This is a genomic window from Gulbenkiania mobilis (assembly GCA_004346645.1).
Classification (GTDB): domain Bacteria; phylum Pseudomonadota; class Gammaproteobacteria; order Burkholderiales; family Chromobacteriaceae; genus Gulbenkiania; species Gulbenkiania mobilis.
Window position 1 is genome coordinate 63,363 of record SMDA01000002.1, and the last position, 21,414, is coordinate 84,776.

The 21,414-nt window shown below is 65.2% G+C and carries 17 protein-coding genes and 1 pseudogene; 8 read left to right on the forward strand and 10 right to left on the reverse strand.

Annotated features, from left to right (window positions below; genetic code table 11):
• Nucleotides 1-29 precede the first annotated feature (29 nt).
• From EV669_RS03120 to EV669_RS03130, 3 genes are all read left to right on the forward strand, one after another.
• Nucleotides 30-488 carry a DUF494 family protein gene (locus EV669_RS03120; protein WP_054285153.1) on the forward strand — a complete coding sequence of 153 codons (459 nt, stop codon included), beginning with the start codon at nt 30-32 and terminating at the stop codon, nt 486-488.
• Between the two features lie 156 nt (nt 489-644).
• The gene (gene topA / locus EV669_RS03125) at nt 645-2,948 is read left to right on the forward strand and encodes a type I DNA topoisomerase (protein ID WP_132097864.1); all 2,304 of its coding nucleotides are present in this window, start codon (nt 645-647) and stop codon (nt 2,946-2,948) included.
• A 265-nt stretch (nt 2,949-3,213) separates the two neighbouring features.
• Nucleotides 3,214-3,594: a hypothetical protein gene (locus EV669_RS03130; protein ID WP_132097865.1), complete on the forward strand. Its 381-nt coding sequence runs from the start codon at nt 3,214-3,216 to the stop codon at nt 3,592-3,594.
• On the opposite strand, the gene EV669_RS03135 is transcribed toward EV669_RS03130, so the two are convergent.
• From EV669_RS03135 to EV669_RS03155, 5 genes are all read right to left on the reverse strand, one after another.
• Nucleotides 3,591-3,980 (reverse strand): diacylglycerol kinase, encoded by a 390-nt coding sequence (locus EV669_RS03135; RefSeq protein WP_165922688.1) that lies wholly within the window; start codon nt 3,978-3,980, stop codon nt 3,591-3,593. The genes EV669_RS03130 and EV669_RS03135 overlap by 4 nt on opposite strands.
• A gap of 14 nt (nt 3,981-3,994) precedes the next feature.
• Complete coding sequence (locus tag EV669_RS03140) at nt 3,995-5,053, reverse strand: FAD:protein FMN transferase (protein ID WP_207913770.1); 1,059 nt, start codon at nt 5,051-5,053, stop codon at nt 3,995-3,997.
• Complete coding sequence (gene gshB / locus EV669_RS03145; RefSeq protein ID WP_132097866.1) at nt 5,041-5,985, reverse strand: glutathione synthase; 945 nt, start codon at nt 5,983-5,985, stop codon at nt 5,041-5,043. Before gshB ends, EV669_RS03140 begins: the two co-directional genes overlap by 13 nt.
• Nucleotides 5,986-6,091: 106 nt before the next feature.
• Nucleotides 6,092-7,375: a glutamate--cysteine ligase gene (gene gshA, locus EV669_RS03150; RefSeq protein ID WP_055433977.1), complete on the reverse strand. Its 1,284-nt coding sequence runs from the start codon at nt 7,373-7,375 to the stop codon at nt 6,092-6,094.
• 143 nt (nt 7,376-7,518) lie between these two features.
• Nucleotides 7,519-8,463: a carbohydrate kinase family protein gene (locus EV669_RS03155; RefSeq protein ID WP_132097867.1), complete on the reverse strand. Its 945-nt coding sequence runs from the start codon at nt 8,461-8,463 to the stop codon at nt 7,519-7,521.
• Nucleotides 8,464-8,593: 130 nt separating this feature from the next.
• Here EV669_RS03155 and EV669_RS03160 point away from each other — a divergent pair, with 130 nt between their 5' ends.
• Nucleotides 8,594-9,067, forward strand: coding sequence for a TlpA family protein disulfide reductase (locus EV669_RS03160; protein ID WP_054285160.1), 474 nt, complete (start codon nt 8,594-8,596; stop codon nt 9,065-9,067).
• A 78-nt stretch (nt 9,068-9,145) separates the two neighbouring features.
• Here the strand turns inward: EV669_RS03160 and EV669_RS03165 are convergent, their stop codons facing one another.
• From EV669_RS03165 to zwf, 3 genes are all read right to left on the reverse strand, one after another.
• Nucleotides 9,146-11,167, reverse strand: coding sequence for an NADPH-dependent 2,4-dienoyl-CoA reductase (locus EV669_RS03165; protein ID WP_132097868.1), 2,022 nt, complete (start codon nt 11,165-11,167; stop codon nt 9,146-9,148).
• Between the two features lie 112 nt (nt 11,168-11,279).
• The gene (gene pgl / locus EV669_RS03170) at nt 11,280-11,945 is read right to left on the reverse strand and encodes a 6-phosphogluconolactonase (protein WP_055434050.1); all 666 of its coding nucleotides are present in this window, start codon (nt 11,943-11,945) and stop codon (nt 11,280-11,282) included.
• A 2-nt stretch (nt 11,946-11,947) separates the two neighbouring features.
• Complete coding sequence (zwf, locus tag EV669_RS03175; protein WP_318271292.1) at nt 11,948-13,441, reverse strand: glucose-6-phosphate dehydrogenase; 1,494 nt, start codon at nt 13,439-13,441, stop codon at nt 11,948-11,950.
• 92 nt (nt 13,442-13,533) lie between these two features.
• Here zwf and edd point away from each other — a divergent pair, with 92 nt between their 5' ends.
• The 3 genes and pseudogenes from edd (at nt 13,534) to EV669_RS03190 (ending at nt 16,982) form a co-directional block, all read left to right on the forward strand.
• The gene (gene edd, locus EV669_RS03180; protein ID WP_132097869.1) at nt 13,534-15,387 is read left to right on the forward strand and encodes a phosphogluconate dehydratase; all 1,854 of its coding nucleotides are present in this window, start codon (nt 13,534-13,536) and stop codon (nt 15,385-15,387) included.
• A gap of 48 nt (nt 15,388-15,435) precedes the next feature.
• Nucleotides 15,436-16,062, forward strand: a complete 627-nt coding sequence (gene eda / locus EV669_RS03185) for a bifunctional 4-hydroxy-2-oxoglutarate aldolase/2-dehydro-3-deoxy-phosphogluconate aldolase (protein WP_054285163.1) — start codon at nt 15,436-15,438, stop codon at nt 16,060-16,062.
• A gap of 96 nt (nt 16,063-16,158) precedes the next feature.
• A pseudogene (locus tag EV669_RS03190) lies at nt 16,159-16,982 on the forward strand (HDOD domain-containing protein).
• 65 nt (nt 16,983-17,047) lie between these two features.
• Here EV669_RS03190 and EV669_RS03195 read toward each other — a convergent pair.
• Together EV669_RS03195 and EV669_RS03200 are read right to left on the reverse strand one after the other, a co-directional pair.
• On the reverse strand, nt 17,048-18,925 hold the full coding sequence (locus tag EV669_RS03195) for a ribonuclease catalytic domain-containing protein (RefSeq protein ID WP_055433970.1): 1,878 nt from the start codon (nt 18,923-18,925) through the stop codon (nt 17,048-17,050).
• 96 nt (nt 18,926-19,021) lie between these two features.
• Nucleotides 19,022-19,813 (reverse strand): DeoR/GlpR family DNA-binding transcription regulator, encoded by a 792-nt coding sequence (locus tag EV669_RS03200; protein ID WP_054285166.1) that lies wholly within the window; start codon nt 19,811-19,813, stop codon nt 19,022-19,024.
• A 105-nt stretch (nt 19,814-19,918) separates the two neighbouring features.
• Between EV669_RS03200 and glpK the strand changes: the two genes are divergently transcribed.
• Complete coding sequence (gene glpK, locus EV669_RS03205; RefSeq protein WP_132097870.1) at nt 19,919-21,391, forward strand: glycerol kinase GlpK; 1,473 nt, start codon at nt 19,919-19,921, stop codon at nt 21,389-21,391.
• The last annotated feature ends 23 nt before the right edge of the window (nt 21,392-21,414 follow it).

A 21,414-nucleotide genomic window follows, 5' to 3' on the forward strand; every position in this document is an offset into this window, starting at 1 on the left:
CACCCCTTTTCCTGAGCAAGTGACACCCGATGTTTGAAGTACTGGCTTACGTTTTCGAAGTGTTCAACGACCCGGACGCCTGCGCGGACCGGGATGCCTTGGCGCGCCAGCTGACTGCGGCCGGCTTCGAGGACGAAGAAATCGATGACGCCCTCAACTGGCTGGATGCGCTCGACAACGATGCGCAGGGTGCGTATGCGCGCATCGACGAGGCGCACGGCATGCGCATCTATGCGGAGCGCGAGCAGGAGCGCCTGCCCACCGAGGTACGCGGTCTGCTGCAGTTTCTGGAGGACCACGAAGCCCTCAGTCCGGCGCAGCGCGAGATCGTCGTGGATCGTCTTCTGGCCCTCTCCAGCGACGAGATCAACCTGCCTTCGGCCAAGCTGGTGGCCCTGATGGTGCTGTGGACGCAGAAGACCGAACTGCCACTCCTGGTGGGCGAGGCCCTGATGGATGCCGTGCATGGCGAACCGACCATGCAATGACTTGTCACAAGCGGCGAAGGGCGCTTACCATCGCGCCCTTCCTTCTGTGAAACGGGCCGTCCGGTCCGACAAGAGCGCCCATTGCGCTCTTGTTTCATTTTTCGAATACAGACTGTGTCGGCCCGGCGGAACCGGGCCGGGAAATAGCGAAGAGACATGCCTTCGAGCCTCCTGATCGTAGAGTCGCCCTCTAAGGCGAAGACCCTGAAGAAATACCTGGGGCCGGACTTCGAAGTCCTCGCCTCCTACGGCCACGTGCGCGATCTGGTGCCGAAGAACGGCGCGGTAGACCCGGAGAAGGGGTTTGCCATGAAATACCAGCTGATCCCCAAGAACGCCAAGCATGTGGATGCGATCGCCAAGGCGGTGGACGAGGCCGAGAATATCTATCTGGCCACTGACCCGGACCGCGAAGGCGAGGCCATCTCCTGGCACTTGGTACAGATCCTGGAAGGCAAGAAGCTACTCAAGGGTAAGCGCGCCCAGCGGGTGGTGTTCCACGAGATCACCAAGAACGCCGTGCTCGACGCCATCGCCCATCCGCGCCAGATCGCCCAGGATATGGTGGACGCCCAGCAGGCACGCCGTGCTCTGGACTATCTGGTGGGCTTCAATCTCTCGCCTCTGCTGTGGAAGAAGATTCGCCGCGGGCTTTCTGCCGGACGGGTGCAGAGCCCAGCGCTACGCCTGATCTGCGAGCGCGAGAACGAGATCCGCGCCTTCACCCAGCAGGAGTATTGGTCCATCCATCTGGACAGCCACAAGGGACGCACCCGCTTCACGGCCCGGCTAACCACTCTGGCAGGACGCAAGCTCGAGCAGTTCGACCTGCCCACCGAGGCCGAGCAGGCAGCCGTACTGGCCCGCCTGGCCAACGCCCCGGCCGTGGTGGGCGCGATCGAGAAGAAAAAGAAAACCCGCAGCCCTGCGGCCCCCTTCACCACCTCCACCCTGCAACAGGAGGCAGTGCGCAAGCTGGGCATGACCACCGACCGCACGATGCGCACCGCCCAACAGCTGTATGAAGGCGTGGACGTCGGCCAAGGTACCGTCGGCCTGATCACCTACATGCGTACCGACTCGGTGGCACTGGCCAACGAGGCCGTGGGGGAGATCCGCGACTACATCGGCCAAAAGTTCGACGCGGACTTCCTGCCCAAGAATCCGGTAGCGTTCAAGAACAAGTCGAAGAACGCGCAGGAGGCGCACGAGGCCATTCGGCCAACCTCCATCCTGCGCACACCCGAATCGGTCAAGCCCTTCCTGACCGCCGAACAGTTCAAGCTCTACGACATGATCTGGAAGCGCACACTGGCCTGCCAGATGGCTCCGGCCAAGTTCGACACCACCAGCGTGGACATCACCGTGGGCGAAGGTGTGTTCCGCGCCACCGGCCAAGTACTGGTGTTTGCCGGCTTTCTCGCGGTGTACGAAGAGGACGTGGACGACGCAGAGGACGAGGACAACGCCAAGCTGCCGGCCCTGGAGGAAGGCGAATCGCTACCGGTGGACAAGCTCTACGGCGAGCAGCACTTCACCCAGCCGCCACCTCGCTTCTCCGAAGCCAGCCTGGTGAAGGCCCTTGAAGAGTACGGCATCGGCCGTCCTTCCACCTACGCCAGCATTATCTCCACGCTGAAGGACCGCGAATACGTCACGCTGGACAAAAAACGCTTCGTGCCCACCGACACCGGAGAGATCGTCAACAAGTTCCTGACCGAACATTTTGCCCAGTACGTGGACTACAACTTCACCGCCAAACTGGAGAACCAGCTGGATGAGATCGCCAGCGGTGAGCGCCAGTGGGTGCCGGTGATGGACACCTTCTGGAAGGGCTTCAAGAAGCAGGTCACCGAGAAGGAAGGCATCTCCCGTGCCGAAGTCACCACCGAGAGTCTGGATGAGGCCTGCCCCAAGTGCGGCAAGCCCCTGTCGATCAAGTTCGGCAAACGCGGACGCTTCATCGCGTGTACCGGCTACCCCGACTGCGACTACACCCGCAATATTGGCGAGACAGCCGAACAGGCAGCCGAGGAGGCCGAAGCCCCCACGGTGATCGAGGGCCGTGTCTGCCCGGACTGCGGTGGAGAGCTGCACATCAAGAAAGGGCGCTACGGCAAGTTCATCGGCTGCGCCAACTACCCCAAGTGCAAGCACATTGAGCCCTTGGAGAAGCCCAAGGATACGGGTGTGGTGTGCCCCGAATGCAAGACGGGCCACCTGATCGAGCGCAAGAGCCGTTACGGCAAGCTCTTTTACAGCTGCAACACCTACCCCAAGTGCAAATACGCGACCTGGAACCCGCCGATCGCCGAGTCGTGCCCGAAATGCGGCTGGCCGATCCTGACGCTCAAGACCACCAAGCGTCGTGGTACGGAAAAGGTCTGTCCGCAGAAGGAATGCGGCTACAGCGAGGTGATTGCACCACCGGGCACCGAATTGCCGGCGACCGACGCCTGACCCCGGCGCGCTCGCCGGGAGGCTTACCGGAGAGCCTGGTCCACATGCCCTTGGCAATATGGATCAGGCTCTCTGCTTTCAGGCTGCTTGCGCGAAAACAAGGCAGGCCGCTCCCGTCCGCTACCTATAATCCCTGCATGCTCCGGACTGTCTGCCGGGCGCACAGCCACACCTGCCTTGCCTTGGCATTCCGCTTGCCGGCAAGGCTATCGTTGACGCGGAGCGTACCTTCCGCGCCGGTCTTTGGCGTACTCGGGATCTGCACATGAAAACCGACAGCGGCTTCTTCTTCACCGGCGCCACCGTGCTGGCGGGGATGTTCTTTCTTTTCGAAGCATGGGCCATGCTGCCCTTCGCGCTGCTGGCCAGCCTGATCGGGCTGGTGCTAGCCGACCGCGAGCAACTGGCGGGGCTGGATGCCGAGGCGGCCGCCATGTTCCTTGCGCACAATGAGCGTCCCCTGCTCTCACCCGATGCCTTCAGCGGACGCGAGCTGGTCGGCTACCGGTCGGGTTGTCCGGTATACCGCTACCTCCACCGCGGGCAGCAGTGCTGGACCCTGCTGGGCCCTGAAGGCGAAGTAAAAACGGACGGGCACTGCATCCGCGTCTTTCCCGGGCTGATTTACCGGCGCAGCGACAGCTAGGCCCAGATCACCAGTACCGACCACATCACTGCCAGGTTCAGCAAGCCCAGGAGCTGTGCGGCACTGCCCATGTCCTTGGCTCGCTTGGCGAGCGGATGGCGCGCCAGCGAAGTATGATCCACCGCAGCCTCGATCGCGGAGTTGAGCAGCTCGATCACCAGGGTGACCAGTGAACTGGCGATCAGGAGCGCCCGCACCACCGGGGTCAGCGGCATCAGGCAAGCCAACGGCACCAGCACCAGCGCCAAGAGCACCAGCTGGCGAAAGGCGTCTTCGTGACTCCAGGCGGCCCGCAGCCCCGCGAGCGAGTAACCGAAAGCATTGATCAGGCGCCGCAGGCCGGTCTTGCCCTTGTAGGGGCTTTCGGCAGAAGAAATATCAGTCATGAACCGGGTCCGGCTTAAGTCAGAAGATGAATGCGTGAAGGCTTCGCCTGCCAGGCAAGACGGCGTGCCATCGCGGGCGACACCCACACCTCGCCTTGGCCGTCAACAAGGAGCACCGCCTCGATCCCGAAGCGTCGGGCATAGGACATGGCCGAGGCCACCCCACCCAGGTAGATCGGCTTGGTAGCGGCATCCGACCGGGCACCGGCATCGGCGGAGGGCGGCACGATCACGGTGGTGCTCTGCAGCCTGCAGTTGGCCGAACCGTCTCGCGGATCGATCAGATGGCAGTACCGCCGGCCACCGGCCGCCAGGAAGTAGCGCTGGTAATCACCCGAGGTGCCGATCGCCTCACCGTCGTCGAGTGTCACCGTCGCCATGGCACCCGCCGCACGCGGATGCTGCAGCCCCACCCGCCAAGGGGTACCGTCCGGATGGCGGCCAAGCGCCAGGATGTTGCCGCCGATATTGAGCAGCGCAGACCTTAACCCAGCCTTAACCCAGCGCGCGCGCACCGCATCCAGCGCCCAGCCTTTGGCCACACCGCCCAGATCCAACTGGACGGCAGGGTTACGGCTGGCAACACGATTGTCGGAGAAGGTTAGGTCGGCCAGCCGTGGCTGCTGCCGTGCCAAGACCCTGACAGTATCAGCGGATGGGGGGGCGCTGGCGTAGTGGTCGCCATGAAAGCCCCAGCGGGCCACCAAGGCACCGATGGCAGGACTGAACAGCCCGTCGGCGCGGGTTTCATACTCCTGTGCCTGGCGCAGCAGCCCAGCCAGATCCGGCGCCACTGGGGCGCTGCGGCCGGCGGCAAAGGCCCGGTTGAGCCCCGCCACCTCGCTGTCCGGCTGCCAGGCATGCCAACGCTGATGCAGGCTGTCCAAGAGCGCCAAGGCGTCGGCCGCAGCACTGCGTGCAGCGGGTTCAGGGGTGCCGGCAATCGTCAGTTCGACGCGGGTGCCGAAAACATAGCTCTCCTGCCGATAGGGGGCCGGCTCTGAGCAGCCGGCCAGCCCTGCCGCCAGCACAGCTACCGTCAAGGTTGGCCGAAGACGTCTCAGCGTGCACACGCCTCCTCCAGTGCCGCGATGAACAGCCCGGCCACATCGATGCCGGTCTGGTCCATGATCTCGCGGAAGCAGGTCGGACTGGTAATGTTGATTTCGGTGAGATAGTTGCCGATGACGTCCGCGCCGGCGAAGAGCACGCCGCGCTTCTTCAGCTCCGGGCCAATCGTTTCGGCAATCTCGCGGTCGCGGGCGGTGAGCGGTCGCGCCTCGCCCCGCCCCCCGGCTGCGAGGTTGCCGCGCGTCTCGCCCGCCAGCGGCACGCGCGCCAGGCAATGGTCCACCGGCTTGCCGCCGATGATCAGGATACGCTTGTCGCCCTCGCGAATCTCGGGGATGTAGCGCTGCGCCATGACCGTGCGTGTGCCGTGCAGGGTGATGGTTTCGATGATGACCGACAGGTTGGGGTCGTCCGGCTTGACGCGGAAGATGCTGTCGCCGCCCATACTGTCCAGCGGCTTGAGGATCACGTCCTGATGCTGGCGCACAAAAGCCCGCAGCCGGGCGGATTCGCCGGTGACGAGCGTGGGCGCGGTCAGCTCGGGGAAATTGAGGATGGCGAGCTTCTCATTGAAGTCCCGCATCACCTGCCCGCTGTTGAACACATGCGCGCCTTGGCTCTCGGCCAGGGTCAGCAGCTGGGTGGCGTAGAGGTACTCCAGGTCGAAGGGCGGGTCCTTGCGCATCAGCACTGCGTCAAAGGCAAACAGCGGATGCTGCTCGGCGTCGGCCAGCCGGAACCAGGCGTCCTTGTTGCCCGTGAGCGTCACCAACCGGGTATCAGCCAGTACCCGCCCGCTCTCTACCGATAGATGGCGTGCCTGACATACGCTGATGGCGTGGCCGCGGGCAGCCGCTGCCTCCATCATCGCAAAGGTGGTGTCCTTGTAGATCTTGAACTGTTCCAGCGGATCGGCGATGAACAGGATGCGCATGGGGCTCTCCAAGTTAGCCGCCAGCCCGCACGGCGGGCAGACGGATCAGGGTCGGGGCAGGCACCGCCCCTGCCGGGCAAGGCGCTGCCAGCGGGATCGGGCAGACTCAGTCACGCTCCGGATCGGTGGCTTCCAGCTCCAGTGCGGCGGCCAGAAGCGCCAGCCGGGCGATGACGCCGTAGGCATAGAAGCGGTTGGGCGGGCAGTCTGGCGTTGCATTGCGGTCCGGCAGACAGGCGGTCTCAAACGACAGCGGCAAGAACTGCATGCCTGGTGCGTTGAGGTTCTCGTCCACCCCGCGGCCGGTATGTACCCGGTAAAAACCACCGATGACGAAGCGGTCCATCATGTACACCACCGGCTCGGCCACCGCGTCCTCGATGCTCTCGAAGGTATACACCCCCTCCTGCACGATCACCTCGGAGACCTCCAGCCCTTCCTTCACCACGGCCATCTTGTTGCGTGCCTTGCGGTTCAGGCCGCGCACGTCGTCCGGGTGCTTCACCGTCATCACGCCCATGCCATAAGTGCCGGCATCAGCCTTGACGATCACGAACGGCTCCTGATCGATGCCATATTCGCGGTACTTGGCAGCGATTTTCGCCAGCATGGTCTCTACCGTTTCGGCCAAGGTGTCCTCGCCCTGACGCGCGTGGAAATCCAGGCCGGTGCAATGGGCGAAGTACGGATTGATCAGCCAGGGGTCGATCGAGATCAGGCGGGCGAACTCGTCCGCCACCCGATCGTAAGCGGCAAAGTGGTTAGTCTTGCGACGTACGGCCCAGCCTGCATGCAACGGCGGCAGCAGATGCTGTTCCAGCCCCTTGAGCAGTTCGGGCAGGCCGGAGGAGAGGTCGTTGTTGAGCAGCACGACACAGGGGTTGAAACCGTCGGCCAGCGTCAGACGGTTGCCATGACGCACGATCGGCTCCACCGTCACCAGCGCACCGTTGGCAGCCACCAGCTCGGTGGGCGCGGTGATCTGGGGGTTCAGCGTGCCCAGGCGCACCTTCAGCCCGGCCTGCTCGAAGATATGTACCAGGGTAGCCACATTCTGCAGGTAGAAGGTGTTGCGTGTGTGGTTCTCGGGGATCAGCAGCAGGCTGCGGGCTTCGGGGCAAACCTTTTCGACAGCGCTCTGGGCTGCCTGAACGGCCAGCGGGGTGAAGTCCGGGTTGAGGTTGTTGAAACCGCCGGGAAAGAGGTTCATGTCCACCGGCGCAAGCTTGAAACCACTGTTGCGCAGGTCTACCGACCCGTAGAACGGCACGGCATGTGCGTTCCACTGGCTGCGGAACCAGTGCTCGATCTGCGGCTGGGCCGCGAGGATGCGGCTTTCCAGTTCCAATAGCGGTCCGGTCAGGGCGGTGGTCAGGTGCGGTACGGCCATGGATATTCCTTCCAGCGTCTGGCTGTGAATGCGGGTTCTGCGGTGTAATTTTTGGATGGTGGGGCTTGCACCGCGCTTATTCAAGCCCGCGCAGATGACAAAGGCCGCCCCTGGAGGCGGCCGGGATGCACAGGGGATGACACTCAGAGCGGCCAAGGTTCCCCATAGGCGTGTTCGTAGAGCTCGGCCAGCCCTTCCGGGTCGATGTGGTGGTTCTGCGGCCCTTGGCTTGCCACCTTCACCGCGCCCATCACGTTGGCGATGCGGCCGGTTTCCTTCCAGCCCAGCCTGTGGCGTAAACCGTACAGCAGGCCGGCGCGGAAGGCATCGCCGCAGCCCATCGGGTCCACAGGCGGCCGTCCGGTGTCGGCCCGGGGTATCAGGTGCACGCTGTCCCCGGCGTAGATCTCGGCGCCCTGCGCCCCTCGGGTGACGACCAGCGCCTCCACACGGTAACGCAACACCTCCACCGGCAGACCGGCCCGCTCCTTCATCAGCTCGCTCTCGTAGTCGTTGAGCGTGACATAACTGGCCAGGTCTACCAGTTCATGCAGTTCCTCACGACTGAACAGCGGCAGTTCCTGGCCGGGGTCGAAGATGAAGGGCGTGCCGCGCTCGGCCAGTTCTCTGCAGTGCTGCAGGCAGGCAGCATGGCCCGAAGGGGCGACGATGGCCACTTGGACATCCTCTTCCAGCACGTCCATGTGGTTGAGCACCGCGTCGTCCATCGAGCCCGGATGGAAAGCCATCAACTGGTTGCCGTCCCGGTCGGCGATACCAAAGCACTGCGAGGTGAACTTTCCCCGCACAGTGCGGACGAACCGGTCGTCCACGCCCACCCGGCGCAGATGCATGCGGTAGGGTTCGAAATCCTCTCCCACCGCTGCCATCACGATCGGGCGCTCGCCCAGCAACGCCAGATTGTAGGCAATGTTGCCCCCGCAGCCGCCAAATTCACGGCGCATGCTGGGCACCTTGAAGGTCGTGGAGATCTTGTGCAGCTGGTCGGGCAGAATATGGTTGTCGAATCGGTCTTCGAAGCTGAACAGGGTATCGTAGGCGATCGACCCGCAGACGAGGATGGACATGCGCACTTCACCGAAAATCAATCGGCCAGTTTATCATGGCCGGGCCCGGTGAACCGAACCCATCCTCGTCCCGTAGCCAAAACGCTGCATTTTGAACCACAAATCGCGGGCATTTCCGCATGATGACGACATGATCAAGACCTGCCTGAGTCTCCTGACCGCCGCGCTTCTCTCCTCTGCCGCCTTGGCGGGGCCACTGGATACGGCCCGCTTCACCGACCTCTCCGGCCGGTCCGCTTCGCTGGCGCCCTACCGGGGCAAGGTGACAGTGGTGAACTTCTGGGCCACGTGGTGCACCCCCTGCCGGGAGGAGATGCCGATGATGCAGAGCCTGCGTGACCGCTTCGCCGGCCGTGGCCTGGAAGTGGTGGGCATCGCGCTGGACAACCCGGCCGAGGTGAAGACCTTCCTGCGGCTGTTTCACATCCGTTATCCGGTACTGATGGGCGACGCCGACACCTTGGAGACGATGAAGGCCCTGGGCAATCCCGCTGGGGGCCTGCCGTACACGCTGATTCTCGACCGTAGCGGCAAGCCGGTGGGCAAGCTACTGGGCAAGTTGTCGGAAAAGACGCTGACGCAGGCGGTGGAACCGCTGCTGTAAGCGCTGCCAATACAAAGGCCTGCTTCGGCCAACCTTGCAAGGTTGGCCGAAGCAGGCCGCAGGACTGTCAGGCTGCTGTCAGAGGGCCGCGGCGAGCCGTGCACCCTGGTCGATAGCGCGCTTGGCATCCAGCTCCGCGGCAACGTCCGCGCCACCGATCAGGTGCACCGGAATGCCGCGCACTTCCAGCGGTGCCTGCAGGGCCCTGAGCGGCTCCTGCCCGGCACAGATCACCACATTGTCCACCGGCAGCACCTGCTGCTCCCCCTTGAAGATGATATGCAGGCCAGCGTCGTCGATACGTTCGTACTGCACCCCGCCGAGCATTTCCACGCCCTTCATCTTCAGGCTGGCGCGATGGATCCAACCGGTGGTCTTGCCCAGCGTTTCGCCCGGTTTGGCCGGCTTGCGCTGCAGCAGCCACACCTTGCGCGGGCTGGGGTGCGGCTGTGGCCCGGTGGGCGCCAGCCCCCCGGGGGCGGCAACCGTACTGTCCACCCCCCATTCGCGCAGGAAGGCCTCGGTGTCCAGAGAAGGGGGAACGCCCTCGTGGGTGAGGAACTCTGCGGTGTCGAAACCGATACCGCCGGCACCGATGATGGCCACGCTGCGACCGACCGGTTTGCCATGCTTGAGTACGTCCAGGTAGCTCAGCACTTTCGGGTGGTCAATACCCGGTATCGGCGGCACGCGCGGCACAATACCGGTGGCGAGCACCACTTCGTCAAACCCAGTCAGATCGTCGGCCTCTACCCGCCGCCCGAGCTGTACCGACACGCCGGTTACCTCCAGGCGCCGCCGGAAATAACGCAGCGTCTCGTGAAACTCTTCCTTGCCCGGCACCTTCTTGGCAATGTTGAACTGGCCACCGATTTCGTCGGCCGCGTCGAACAGCGTAACAACATGGCCGCGCTCTGCCGCCAGCGTGGCAAAGGCCAGCCCGGCAGGCCCCGCACCGACCACAGCCAGTTTCTTGGGCACGGCCGCGGGGGCGAAGTTGAGTTCAGTCTCCCGACAGGCGCGTGGGTTTACCAAGCAGCTGGTGAGCTTGCCCTGGAAAATGTGGTCCAGGCAGGCCTGGTTGCAGGCGATGCAGGTGTTGATCTCGTCGGCCCGGCCTTCGGCGGCCTTGTTGACGAAATCGGGGTCAGCAAGAAAAGGCCGTGCCATCGACACCATGTCGGCACAGCCTTCAGCGAGGACCGTTTCGGCCACGGCCGGGTCGTTGATGCGGTTGGTGGTGACGAGGGGAATGCCGACCTTGCCCATCAGCTTGCGGGTAACCCAGGCGAACCCGGCGCGCGGCACCATGGTGGCGATGGTGGGGATGCGTGACTCATGCCAGCCGATGCCGGTATTGATGATGGTGGCACCGGCCTTTTCCACCTCCTGCGCCAGATGCACTACCTCGTCCCACGTACTGCCGTCGTTGACCAGGTCCAGCATGGACAGGCGGTAAATGATGATGAATGCCGGCCCCACCGCCGCCCGTACCGCGCGCAGCACTTCCAGCGGGAAGCGAATACGGTTTTCGAAGCTGCCGCCCCAGTCGTCAGTGCGCTTGTTGGTGTGGCGGGCGATGAACTGGTTGATGAGGTAGCCCTCCGAGCCCATCACTTCCACACCGTCGTAACCGGCCTCCTGGGCTAGCCGGGCACAGCGGGCAAAATCTTCGATGGTGCGGCGGATATCGTCCTCGGACATCTCGCGCGGCCGGTAGAAGTTGATGGGGGCGCAGATCGGCGAGGCGGACACCAGCTTTTCCTGAAAGCTGTAGCGCCCAGTGTGCAGGATCTGCATGGCGATCTTGCCGCCAGCCGCATGGACGGCGTCGGTCACGATGCGGTGGTGCGGCACCTCCGAGGCATCGGCCAGCATCGACGCGCCTTCGGCCACGCGCCCCTCTTCGTTGGGCCCCACGCCCCCGGTCACGATCAGGCCCACGCCGCCGGCCGCACGCTCGGCATAAAAAGCTGCCATCTTCTCGAAGCCGTCCGGGGCTTCCTCGAGCCCGGTATGCATCGAGCCCATCAGGACTCGGTTTTTCAGCGTGGTAAAGCCCAAGTCGAGCGGGGCGAGCAGGTGCGGATACGCGGTCATGATAGGTCCTCGTGTTGGCCGGCGTGTCGTGACGTCGGCATGCTTTGGTATCTGCCGACGATACTTACTGATAAGTAAGCTGTCAACGCATGCCCGGTTTCGGCCAACCCCGTCAGGGCGCCCAGCGCACTTCCGCAGCAGGCACCGCCCCGAGCACGCGCGCCACCGGCAGGTCGCAACCCCGCTGCGCTGCCTGCCAGACGGCACGCTTGTCGGCCCCATCCAGGCTCAGCACCACCCAGCCGGAGCGGCGCAGGGCAGCCAACGTTTGGGTGAGGCGACGGTGCGCTGCAGCGGGCGGCTCGATAACGGTGAAGGCTGGGCCCTGCCCGGACAGTGCGGCCTCAAGACCGGCCGCGCCCGGAAACAGCGAGGCGGTATGGCCGTCCTCGCCCATGCCCAGCACGGTCACATCGGCCGGGATAAAGCTGGCACCGGCCTCGGCCAGGGAGCGCCCGACCGAGTGCCCGTCATACAGTGGCCTAAAACCGGCCGCGGCAGCCGGCCCTTGCAGCAGGGCCCGACGCACCAAGGCAGCATTGCTGTCCGGGTGATCCGCAGGCACGCAACGCTCGTCCACCAGGCCGACCGTGACGCGCCCCCAGTCGAGGGGCTGCCGCGACAGGGCACGCAACCAGCCGGCGGGCGAGCGCCCGCCGGAAACGTCCAGCCGCGCCTGCCCCGTCCGGCGCAGGGCTTCGGCCAACCTTGCTGCCACATCGACGGCCAAGGCACAGTCCCGGCTGGCGCGGTCCGGGTAGTCGTGAAAAGGCAGCATGGTCAGCACTCCTCCTGCCAGGTCACACCCTCCTGTGACAGCAGCGCGCTGGCCGCCGCAGGCCCCCAACTGCCGGCCACATAGGGGCGGGGCCGCGCATCGGTAGCCTCCCAAGCGGCCAATACCGGCTCCACCCAGCGCCACGCCTGTTCCAGTTCGTCACGACGCATGAACAGCGACAGCCGGCCGCGTACCACGTCCAGCAGCAGCCGCTCGTAGGCATCGGCACGGCGCATGCGGAACATCTCGTAGAAATCCAGGTTCAGATAGGCCGGCTGCAGGCGCATCGCGTCGCCCGGCTCCTTCGCATGCAGGTAAAGCCGAATGCTTTCCTCAGGCTGCAGGTGAATGACCAGCCGGTTGGCACGCGGACAAACCGCCGGGATGGCGAACAGGGGGTGAGGCACATCGCGGAAGTTGATGACGATCTGTGCCGTGCGCGCAGCCAGGCGCTTGCCGGTGCGCAGGAAGAAGGGAACGCCCGCCCAGCGCCAGTTGCCGATCTCTGCCCGGAGGGCCACGAAGGTTTCGGTGCGGCTTCCGTCCGGCACTGCCTCCTCGTCGGTATAGGCACACACCGCCTCACCATCAATGGCACCGGCGTGGTACTGGCCACGCACGGTGTGCCGGGCCACCTCCTCCGCGGAGGCAAACGGCCGCAGCGACTGCAGCACCTTGAGCTTCTCGTCGCGGATGGCATCCGCGTCCAGGCTGGCCGGCGGCTCCATCGCCACGATGCAGAGCAGTTGCAGCAGATGGTTCTGCACCATGTCGCGCAGCGCACCCGTGCGGTCGTAGAAAGCGCCCCGCCCTTCCACACCCAGCGTTTCGGCAATGGTGATCTCCACATGGTGGATCCATTCGCGGCGCCACAGGGGCTCGAAGAGCACGTTGGCAAAGCGGATCGCCATCAGGTTCTGCACCGACTCCTTACCCAGGTAGTGGTCGATGCGGTAGAGCTGGTCTTCCCCGAAGTGCTCGCCCACCGCAGCGTTGATCGCGCGTGAGGAAGCCAGATCACGGCCCAACGGCTTCTCCAGCACTACCCGCACATTACGTCCGTTGAGTCCGGCCGCAGCCAGACCGGCGCAGATGTCGGCAAACTGGTCGGGAGGCGTGGCAAGGTAGCAGACGGTGACTCGCGCCTCCGGAGACAGGCGCCCGGCGAGGCGAGCATAGCCGGCAGTATCGCCCGCCGGCAGGCGCAAGTAACTCAGGCGCTGGCAGAAAGCCTCCAGCACGTGCGCATCCGGACAGGAAGGGGCATGCGCCCTGAGTGCCTCGGCCACTTGGGCCAGGTAGCGCTTGCGGCTGAGTGCGCGTCGGCCTACCGCAAGGATGCGGGCATCGTGCGGCAGCACACCTGCCGCGTGCGCAGCCAGCAGCGCCGGCAGCAGCTTGCGTGCAGCCAAGTCGCCGGTTCCCCCGAAAAGCACCATGTCGAAGGCAGGAAGCGGTTCGGCCGAGAGGTCGGGCAAGGCAAGGGACGGGTTCATGCTTCATCCTAGCATCCGACCTGCCCGGCCGGCAGTTGCAGGGCACGCGGGCTGCCACTACGCTCAGGAAAAGCCTTATGGAGAAGCCTGCCATGTCTCTGCATCCGGTGGTGGCTGCCGTCACCGAACGCATCATTGCCCGCAGCCGTCCGACCCGCACCGCCTACCTGGCGCGCATCGCCGCGGCGGCCCGGGCCGGCCGCGTCCACCGTGCCGATCTATCCTGCACCAACCTTGCGCACGGTTTTGCCGGCATGCCCGCTTCGGCCAAGCTGCGCCTGAGGGCAGAGGAGGCGCCCAACCTGGCGATCGTCTCCGCTTACAATGACATGCTGTCGGCCCACCAGCCTCTGAGCGCTTTTCCGGCCTGGATCAAGGACGAGGCCGAGCGAGCGGGCGCCACGGCGCAGTTTGCCGGCGGCGTGCCCGCCATGTGCGACGGCATCACGCAGGGGCAGCCCGGCATGGAACTCTCGCTGTTCTCGCGCGACGTGATCGCGCTTTCCACCGCGGTGGCGCTGTCGCACAACATGTTCGATGCGGCACTCTACCTCGGCGTGTGTGACAAGATCGTCCCCGGGCTGCTGATCGGCGCGCTGGCGTTCGGGCATCTGCCGGCGGTTTTCGTCCCTGCCGGCCCCATGCCGTCGGGCCTGCCGAATGCGGAAAAAGCCCGCATCCGCGAAGCTTACACGGCGGGAAGGGTGGACCGTGCCACCCTGCTGGAGAGTGAGGCCGCCAGCTACCACGCCCCGGGCACCTGCACCTTCTACGGCACGGCCAACTCCAACCAGATGCTGATGGAGGCGATGGGGCTGCACCTGCCGGGCAGCGCGTTCGTCCTGCCGGGTACGCCGCTACGGGAGGCTCTGGTGCGTGCCGCCGCGCGCACCGCGCTGGGCCTGACGCGCCCCGAAGCCTTCCTGCCGGTGGGGCAGCTGGTGGACGAAAAGACGCTCGTCAATGCCATCGTCACCCTGCTGGCAACCGGTGGCTCAACCAATCACACCCTGCATCTGGTGGCGATCGCCCGCGTCGCCGGCATCCGCATCGATTGGACCGACTTTGACGAGCTTTCCCGCGTGGTACCCCTTCTGGCGCGGGTTTATCCAAACGGTGAAGCCGACGTCAATGCCTTTCATGCGGCAGGGGGGGCGGGCTTCGTGCTGCGCGAACTCCTGGCTGCGGGCCGCCTGCATGATGCGGTACAGACGGTTTCCGGACCGGGACTCGGGCGACATCTGGGCACGCCGGCACTCGCGCCCGACGGGCGGCTGACGTGGGAGCCGCTACCAGCCGAAAGCCGCGACGAGACAGTGCTGCGTCCGGCCCACCGGCCCTTCTCACCTGAGGGAGGACTGCGTCTTCTCACCGGCAACCTTGGCCGGGCGGTGATCAAGACGTCGGCCGTGGACCCCGCCCACTGGCAGGTTTCGGCTCCGGCACGCGTGTTTGCCAGTCAGGAAGCCCTGATTGCCGCCTACCGGGCGGGGGCGCTCAACACCGACTTTGTCGCCGTACTCCCTTTTCAAGGGCCTCGCGCCAACGGCATGCCCGAATTGCACAAGCTCACGCCCACCCTGTCGCTGCTCCAGCGGCAGGGCCACCGGGTAGCATTGGTCACCGATGGCCGTATGTCCGGCGCATCCGGCAAGGTGCCGGCAGCCCTCCATCTCACCCCAGAGGCCGCCGAGGGCGGACCGCTCGCCCGTATCCGCGACGGTGACCCGATCCGGATCGATGCCCACGCCGGCCGGCTGGAGGTGGAGGTGACGGCGGACGCGTGGGCGCAGCGCACGCCCGCTTCGGCCAACCTTGCCGCGTCAGCCCAAGGGCTGGGACGCGAACTCTTCGCCGGACTGCGCAGCCTGGCCGGCCCCGCCGAAGAAGGTGCCAGTACTTTTCTTCTGCCGGACTGGGTCTCCTCCTCGGCCCCCGGCCAATGACACAATGACACACTGCCCCGCGTAACGGGGCCCAGCCTAGGAAATGCAATGGATGCTTTGACACTGATGCGAAAGGGACCGGTGATTCCGGTGATCGTGGTCAACGATGCCGCCGTGGCGGTGGATCTGGCGCATGCGCTGGTTGCTGGCGGCATGACCGTGCTCGAGGTGACGCTGCGCACCAAGGCGGCGCTCGCCGCCATGCGCCGCATGCGGGACGAGCTGCCCGAGGTCATCGTGGGGGCGGGCACGTTGCGCACCCGACCCCAGATGGAGGCGGCGCTGGATGCCGGAGCACAGTTCTGCGTCAGCCCCGGCCTGACGCCGGAACTCGCCTCGGCCGCGCGTAGCGCTGGCGTACCTTTCATCCCCGGTGTGGCCACGCCCTCCGAAGCCATGCATGCGCAGGACGAAGGCTTTCTGGTGCAGAAGCTGTTCCCGGCGGAGGCTGTGGGGGGCGTGCGTCTGCTGCAGGCCCTGGCCGGTCCCTTGCCCGACCTGCGCTTCTGCCCCACGGGCGGCATTCACGCCGGCAATGCCGCCGAGTACCTGGCCCAGCCCAACGTAATGGCGGTGGGCGGATCGTGGCTGACGCCGGACGATGCGATCGGTACCCGCGACTGGGCACGCATCACGCGCCTGGCTGCCGAGGCTGCAGCCCTCGCACACGGCTGAGGCGCAAAAAAATCTCCTCAACATGTTGGATTGTCCTACACTCGAATCAGCCACTTGGCTTTCAAGAAAAACGACATCTCGACGGAGGGGATCATCATGGATGCAGCACATCTCTTCGAACGCGCGTCCGGCCGCCTGCCCAGCGTGCCGAAAGTGGTACAGGAACTGATCTCCAGCTTCCAGGACACGGCCGTCAGCATCGACAGCATCATCGACAAGGTAGCGCAGGACCAGGTGCTGAGCGCACGCGTGCTGCGTCTGGCCAACACCGCGCGTTTCGGCGGACTGGGCAGGGAGGGCTCTCTGGACGAGGCGGTGGTGCTGCTCGGCTTTGACAACCTGCGCATGCTGGTGATTGCCTCGGGCATCACCGACGCGGCAGTACGCATGCCCCACTTCGACATGCCCGCCTTCTGGCAGCACAGCCTGGGTCGGGCCAATGCCGCCAAGGGTCTGGCCCGCCTGGCCGGGCTGGACCCCAGCTGGGCTATACCTGCGGCCTTCTGGCACAGATCGGGGAACTGGTGCTGCATGCCGCGCTGCCGGTGGAGGCCAGCCATGTGGACCGTCTGGTGGCCGGGGGCAGCGACCGTCTGAGCGTGGAGCGCCTCACCCTGGGGATCGACCTGACCGAGGTGGGGGCGGAGCTGGCCCGGCGATGGAACTTCCCGCCGCTGCTGCAGGAAGCCATCCGCCACCAGCATGACCCGCTGGAGGCTGGAGAAGCCACGCCCTACGCGGCGCTGATCAGCCTGGCCTCGTTCCTTGTGGCGGGTTTCGGCGTGGAGATGAGCGAGTCGGAGATGCTGGAAACCCTGCCACAGGCAGTGGTGCAGCGTCTGGGGCTGGACCCGGCAAGGTTGGCCGAAGCGATGCCGGCGCTGCGCGCAGCGTGCACGGTGCAGCACGAACTTGTCTGACTGGCCTTTGACATAACGCCCGGACCAGCCGGGCGTTATGCATATTACGGGACGAAGCGGCCGCGTCAGCCGACTGCGGTCTCGCTGAGTGCTGGAGGCGCCTCCAGCCGTCCCAGATAGCGCAGTTCGATCTCCTGCATCAGTTCATCGATGCGCACCACCTGCAGCCGGATGCGCTCGCCAGCCGTCAGTTCCGGCAGCCCGCCCACGCGCAGGCGCAGGGGCAGGCCATCGATACGGACCAGATCTTCCTTGATGAAGGTGGCGGTCGGCTCGGTCACTCCCTCTTGGGTGAACCAGCGCAGGCACCAGAAGTGTTCCATCCGGTCCTGAAAACCCAGATAGGCACTGTAGGCGGCGTCGAAATCCCGCAGGATGGCGAACAGCATCGCGTTGCCTTCCTCGAACTCCGGCTTTTCGCCGCGAATCATTGCCAGCAGCTGACGCTGGTTGACGAAATCGGTGGCGCGGCGCAGCGGCGAGGTCGCCCAGGCATACTGCGCAACACCCAACCCGATGTGCGGCTCGGGCTTGGTGGTCATGCGCACCTTGCCCATGCTTTGCGCGCGGTACATCGCGGGAATGCCTGCTTCGGCCAACATGCGGCCCCACTCGCTGTTTGCCAGGATCATCAGTTCGGAGACGAGCTTGTCCATCGGCGCACCGCGGCGGCGCGGGGTGATCAGCACCCGTCCGTCCTCAATGGCAAAGCTGTAGTCCATCTGCACCGGGCGGGTCGGGTCGTGCTTGCCGCGGCGCTTCTCCAGTGCCACCGCGAAATTCCACAGCCAGGTCAGCGCATCCTTGAAAGGATAGTCGGGTCCGCCATCGGCGGCGGCCAACGTTTCCTCGTTGAATACCTGTTCCAGCTGATCGTGACGCAGGTTGGCGGCGATCCGCACGCGCTCGATGCGGTTCTCGAAGCCCACGGGCTCGAAATCGGGAGTGACCTCGACGTAGAGGCTGACTGCGGGACAGGCAGCCCCTTCCTGCAGGGTGAACACCTCCACCACCGAGTCGGGCAGCATGGTGATCTTGTCACCGGGGAAGTACACGGTGGAGAGCCGGTTGAACACCAGCTTCTCCACCTCCGAGCCCGGCGCGATGCCCAGAGTGGGCGCGGCGATGTGGATGCCCACCCGCCGGTTGCCATTGGGCAGCGTCACCAGCGACAGCGCGTCGTCGATCTCGGTGGTGGCGGCATCGTCGATGGAGAAGGCTTCCACCTCGGCCAGCGGCAGGTCAGCGGGCGCGTTCACCGGCGGCAGCGGGCCAAAGCCAGCCCCTTTCGGAAAGTGCTCCATCAGGAACCCGGCCAGCAGGTACTCTGGCACGGAGGGAATGCCGCCCACCCGGGCGGCCATGCGCAGTGGCGGCAGGTTCAGGGAGCGGCAGGCCGCATCGAAAGCCTTGTACTCCAGCGTGTTCTTGTCCGGACGGAACAGGAGCGTCATCAGGTGCGGGCGCAGGGCATCCGGCAATTGCCCCGCCTCCAGCTCGACAACCCAGGCATCGATTTGCGCCTGCTCGCGCTTTTTCTTCTCGATACCGGCCAAAGCCGCCTTCAGGGCCTCTTCCGGTGCACGCTTGAAGCGGCCGCGTCCCTTCTTGTAAAAGTACATCGGCGCGCCCATCAGCTTCATCAGCAGCGCCGCCGACTCGATGGCGGTTGGGAGATGGCCGAAATACTCGGCCCCCAGCGTCTGGTAGTCGAAGTCGTCGTCGGGGGCACAGGCCCAGAGGAAATCCAGATCAAGCTCTCCGGCCAGCGCTTCGGCAGCCGGCAGGAATGCGCCAAGATCGGAGGAGAACTCCAGCAGCACATTGGCGGCCTTGATCTTGGCGCGCTTGCCGTGCTGGGTGTCCACTTGCAGGCTCGCATCATTGCGGGCAACGATGCTGCCTACCTTGAAGCTGCCGCTTTCTTCATAAAAAACATTCATCAACGTCACAACTTGGCGCGGAAAACGGACAGTATAACGCAAGACCCGGCCCCGCTTGCGGCGGGCGGCCGGGTCTGGCAGAAGGCGGAGGGGCGGTTAGCGAGCCGGCGCGGCAGACTCGCCCCGGTCGGCGCGGAAGACGCGCACGTTATGCTCCTCGAGAAGATTGGCCAGCGGTTCGGGCGGCTGTTCGTCGGTGAAGATGGCGTGAAAGTCGCTGATGTGCCCCATGCGCACCAGCGCGTTGCGACCGAACTTGCTGTGGTCGGCGGCAAGATAGCGGTGGCGGGCATTGGCCATCATGGCCTGGGCCACGCGTACCTCGCGGTAGTCGAAGTCGAGCAGGGAGCCGTCGGTCTCGATGCCAGACACGCCAAGGATGGCGTAATCCACCTTGAACTGGTTGATGAAGTCCAGCGTCGCCACCCCGGTAATGCCCCCGTCGGAGGCACGCACCACGCCGGAGGTGATCATCACGTTAAAATCCGGGTTGGCCGACATGATGGAGGCCACATGGATGTTGTTGGTGATGACACGCAGGCCCTTGTGGGTATTGGCCAAGGCTTGGGCCACCGCCTCGATGGTGGTACCGATGCTCATGAACAGGGAGGCATGATCGGGGATACTGTCGGCGATCATGTCTGCGATATGGGCTTTTTCGTTCTGCAATTTTCCTTTGCGCGCGAAGTAGTCTTCGTTTTCCACGCTGTTGCCGAGAGCCGCACCGCCGTGGTATCGCCGCAGCAAGTTGGCTTCGCACAACTGGTTGATGTCGCGGCGGATGGTTTGCGGGGTGACATCGAGCAGCCTTGCCAGCTCCTCGATCGGCATGAAGCCGTTTTCGCGGACCAGCTGCAGGATCTTGTCGTGACGGGGTGAGCGGCTCATGGCAGTTCGCAAACGAAAAATCACCGTTAATTAATTAACATACTCCGGCCCCGGCGGCAAATGCAGCCGCCCGCCGAAGCATGCGATGGAGGGCTTTGCACCACCATGACCCGAACGCTTCTTGCCATCGATCAAGGCACCACCAGTACCCGTGCCATCGTCTTCGACACCACCGGACAGGTCGTGGCCCGTGCACAGCGCGAGCTGCCGCAGATCTTTCCTGCCGCCGGCTGGGTGGAACACGACCCGGAGCGGATCTGGAGCGATACGCTGGCGGTCTGCCGCACCGCCCTGGCCGAATCGCCAGAGCGACCGCTGGCCATCGGCATCACCAACCAGCGCGAGACCACCGTGCTGTGGGACCGTGCCACCGGCAAGCCGGTGTATCACGCCATCGTCTGGCAGGACCGTCGTACCGCAGGCCTGTGCGAGGCGCTCGCCGCTGCCGGACACGGCGACACCGTGACAGCGCGAACCGGCCTGGTGCTCGACCCTTACTTTTCCGCCACCAAGATCCGCTGGCTGCTGGACACGCTGCCGGGGCTGCGCCAGCGCGCCGAGGCGGGCGAGATCGCCTTTGGCACCTTGGACAGCTTTCTGCTGTGGCGGCTGACCGAAGGGCGGGTACACGCCACCGATGCCACCAACGCCGCGCGCACCATGCTGTTCAACATCCACTCCCAGTGCTGGGACGATACACTGCTGACGCTGTTCGACATTCCGCGAGCCCTGCTCCCGGAGGTGTACGACAATGCCCACCCTTTTGGCACGACCACTCTCTTCGGCCCACCCCTGCCGATTACCGGCATGGCCGGCGACCAGCAGGCCGCCACCGTCGGTCAAGCATGCTTTCGGCCCGGCCGGGTTAAGTCCACCTACGGCACTGGCTGCTTCATGGTGCAGAACACCGGCGACACCGTGGTGGCCTCGCGGCACCGGCTGCTGTCCACCGTCTGCTACCGCCTGGAGGGCCAGCCGACGTATGCCGTGGAAGGCAGCATTTTCATTGCCGGTGCGGCGGTGCAATGGCTGCGCGATGCCATCCGCCTCATCGGCCATGCCGGCGAGACCGAGGCACTGGCACGCGGCATCGACCACACCGGCGGCGTATATCTGGTGCCGGCATTCACCGGGCTGGGGGCGCCTTACTGGGACCCGCTGGCCCGAGGGGCCATCATCGGTTTGACCCGCGACTCGGGCATCGCGCACATCGTGCGCGCGGCCTTGGAGTCGGTGTGCTACCAGACGCGCGACTTGATGGAAGCGATGCGTGCCGACGGCACCGAAGCGCCGGATGCCCTGCGGGTGGACGGCGGAATGGTGGCCAACGACTGGCTGATGCAATTCTTGGCTGACATGCTGGCGGTGCCGGTTGAGCGCCCCCGGGTGATCGAGACCACTGCCCTTGGGGCTGCGGGGCTTGCCGGGCTGGGCGCTGGTGTGTTCGACTCGCTCGACGCTCTGGAAACCCTCTGGCAGCGGGCTGCCGCGTTCTCGCCCTCACTGCCCGACAACCGGCGCAATGCGCTCTATCACGGCTGGCGCGATGCGGTGAACCGCACCCTCAGCCGCAACTGACACCTTCATCCGATAACAGGAAC

Excerpts from the sequence above, each read along its gene's own strand:
- topA (WP_132097864.1), top strand. The coding sequence starts at position 645 with ATGCCTTCGAGCCTCCTGATCGTAGAGTCGCCCTCTAAGGCGAAGACC.
- EV669_RS03155 (WP_132097867.1), bottom strand. The coding sequence starts at position 8,463 with ATGTCCATCCTCGTCTGCGGGTCGATCGCCTACGATACCCTGTTCAGC.
- gshB (WP_132097866.1), bottom strand. The coding sequence starts at position 5,985 with ATGCGCATCCTGTTCATCGCCGATCCGCTGGAACAGTTCAAGATCTAC.
- EV669_RS03200 (WP_054285166.1), bottom strand. The coding sequence starts at position 19,813 with ATGAGCCGCTCACCCCGTCACGACAAGATCCTGCAGCTGGTCCGCGAA.
- EV669_RS03165 (WP_132097868.1), bottom strand. The coding sequence starts at position 11,167 with ATGACCGCGTATCCGCACCTGCTCGCCCCGCTCGACTTGGGCTTTACC.
- EV669_RS03160 (WP_054285160.1), top strand. The coding sequence starts at position 8,594 with ATGATCAAGACCTGCCTGAGTCTCCTGACCGCCGCGCTTCTCTCCTCT.
- EV669_RS03120 (WP_054285153.1), top strand. The coding sequence starts at position 30 with ATGTTTGAAGTACTGGCTTACGTTTTCGAAGTGTTCAACGACCCGGAC.
- zwf (WP_318271292.1), bottom strand. The coding sequence starts at position 13,441 with ATGAACCCGTCCCTTGCCTTGCCCGACCTCTCGGCCGAACCGCTTCCT.
- EV669_RS03195 (WP_055433970.1), bottom strand. The coding sequence starts at position 18,925 with ATGAATGTTTTTTATGAAGAAAGCGGCAGCTTCAAGGTAGGCAGCATC.
- EV669_RS03135 (WP_165922688.1), bottom strand. The coding sequence starts at position 3,980 with ATGACTGATATTTCTTCTGCCGAAAGCCCCTACAAGGGCAAGACCGGC.
- glpK (WP_132097870.1), top strand. The coding sequence starts at position 19,919 with ATGACCCGAACGCTTCTTGCCATCGATCAAGGCACCACCAGTACCCGT.
- edd (WP_132097869.1), top strand. The coding sequence starts at position 13,534 with ATGTCTCTGCATCCGGTGGTGGCTGCCGTCACCGAACGCATCATTGCC.
- pgl (WP_055434050.1), bottom strand. The coding sequence starts at position 11,945 with ATGCTGCCTTTTCACGACTACCCGGACCGCGCCAGCCGGGACTGTGCC.
- eda (WP_054285163.1), top strand. The coding sequence starts at position 15,436 with ATGGATGCTTTGACACTGATGCGAAAGGGACCGGTGATTCCGGTGATC.
- gshA (WP_055433977.1), bottom strand. The coding sequence starts at position 7,375 with ATGGCCGTACCGCACCTGACCACCGCCCTGACCGGACCGCTATTGGAA.
- EV669_RS03130 (WP_132097865.1), top strand. The coding sequence starts at position 3,214 with ATGAAAACCGACAGCGGCTTCTTCTTCACCGGCGCCACCGTGCTGGCG.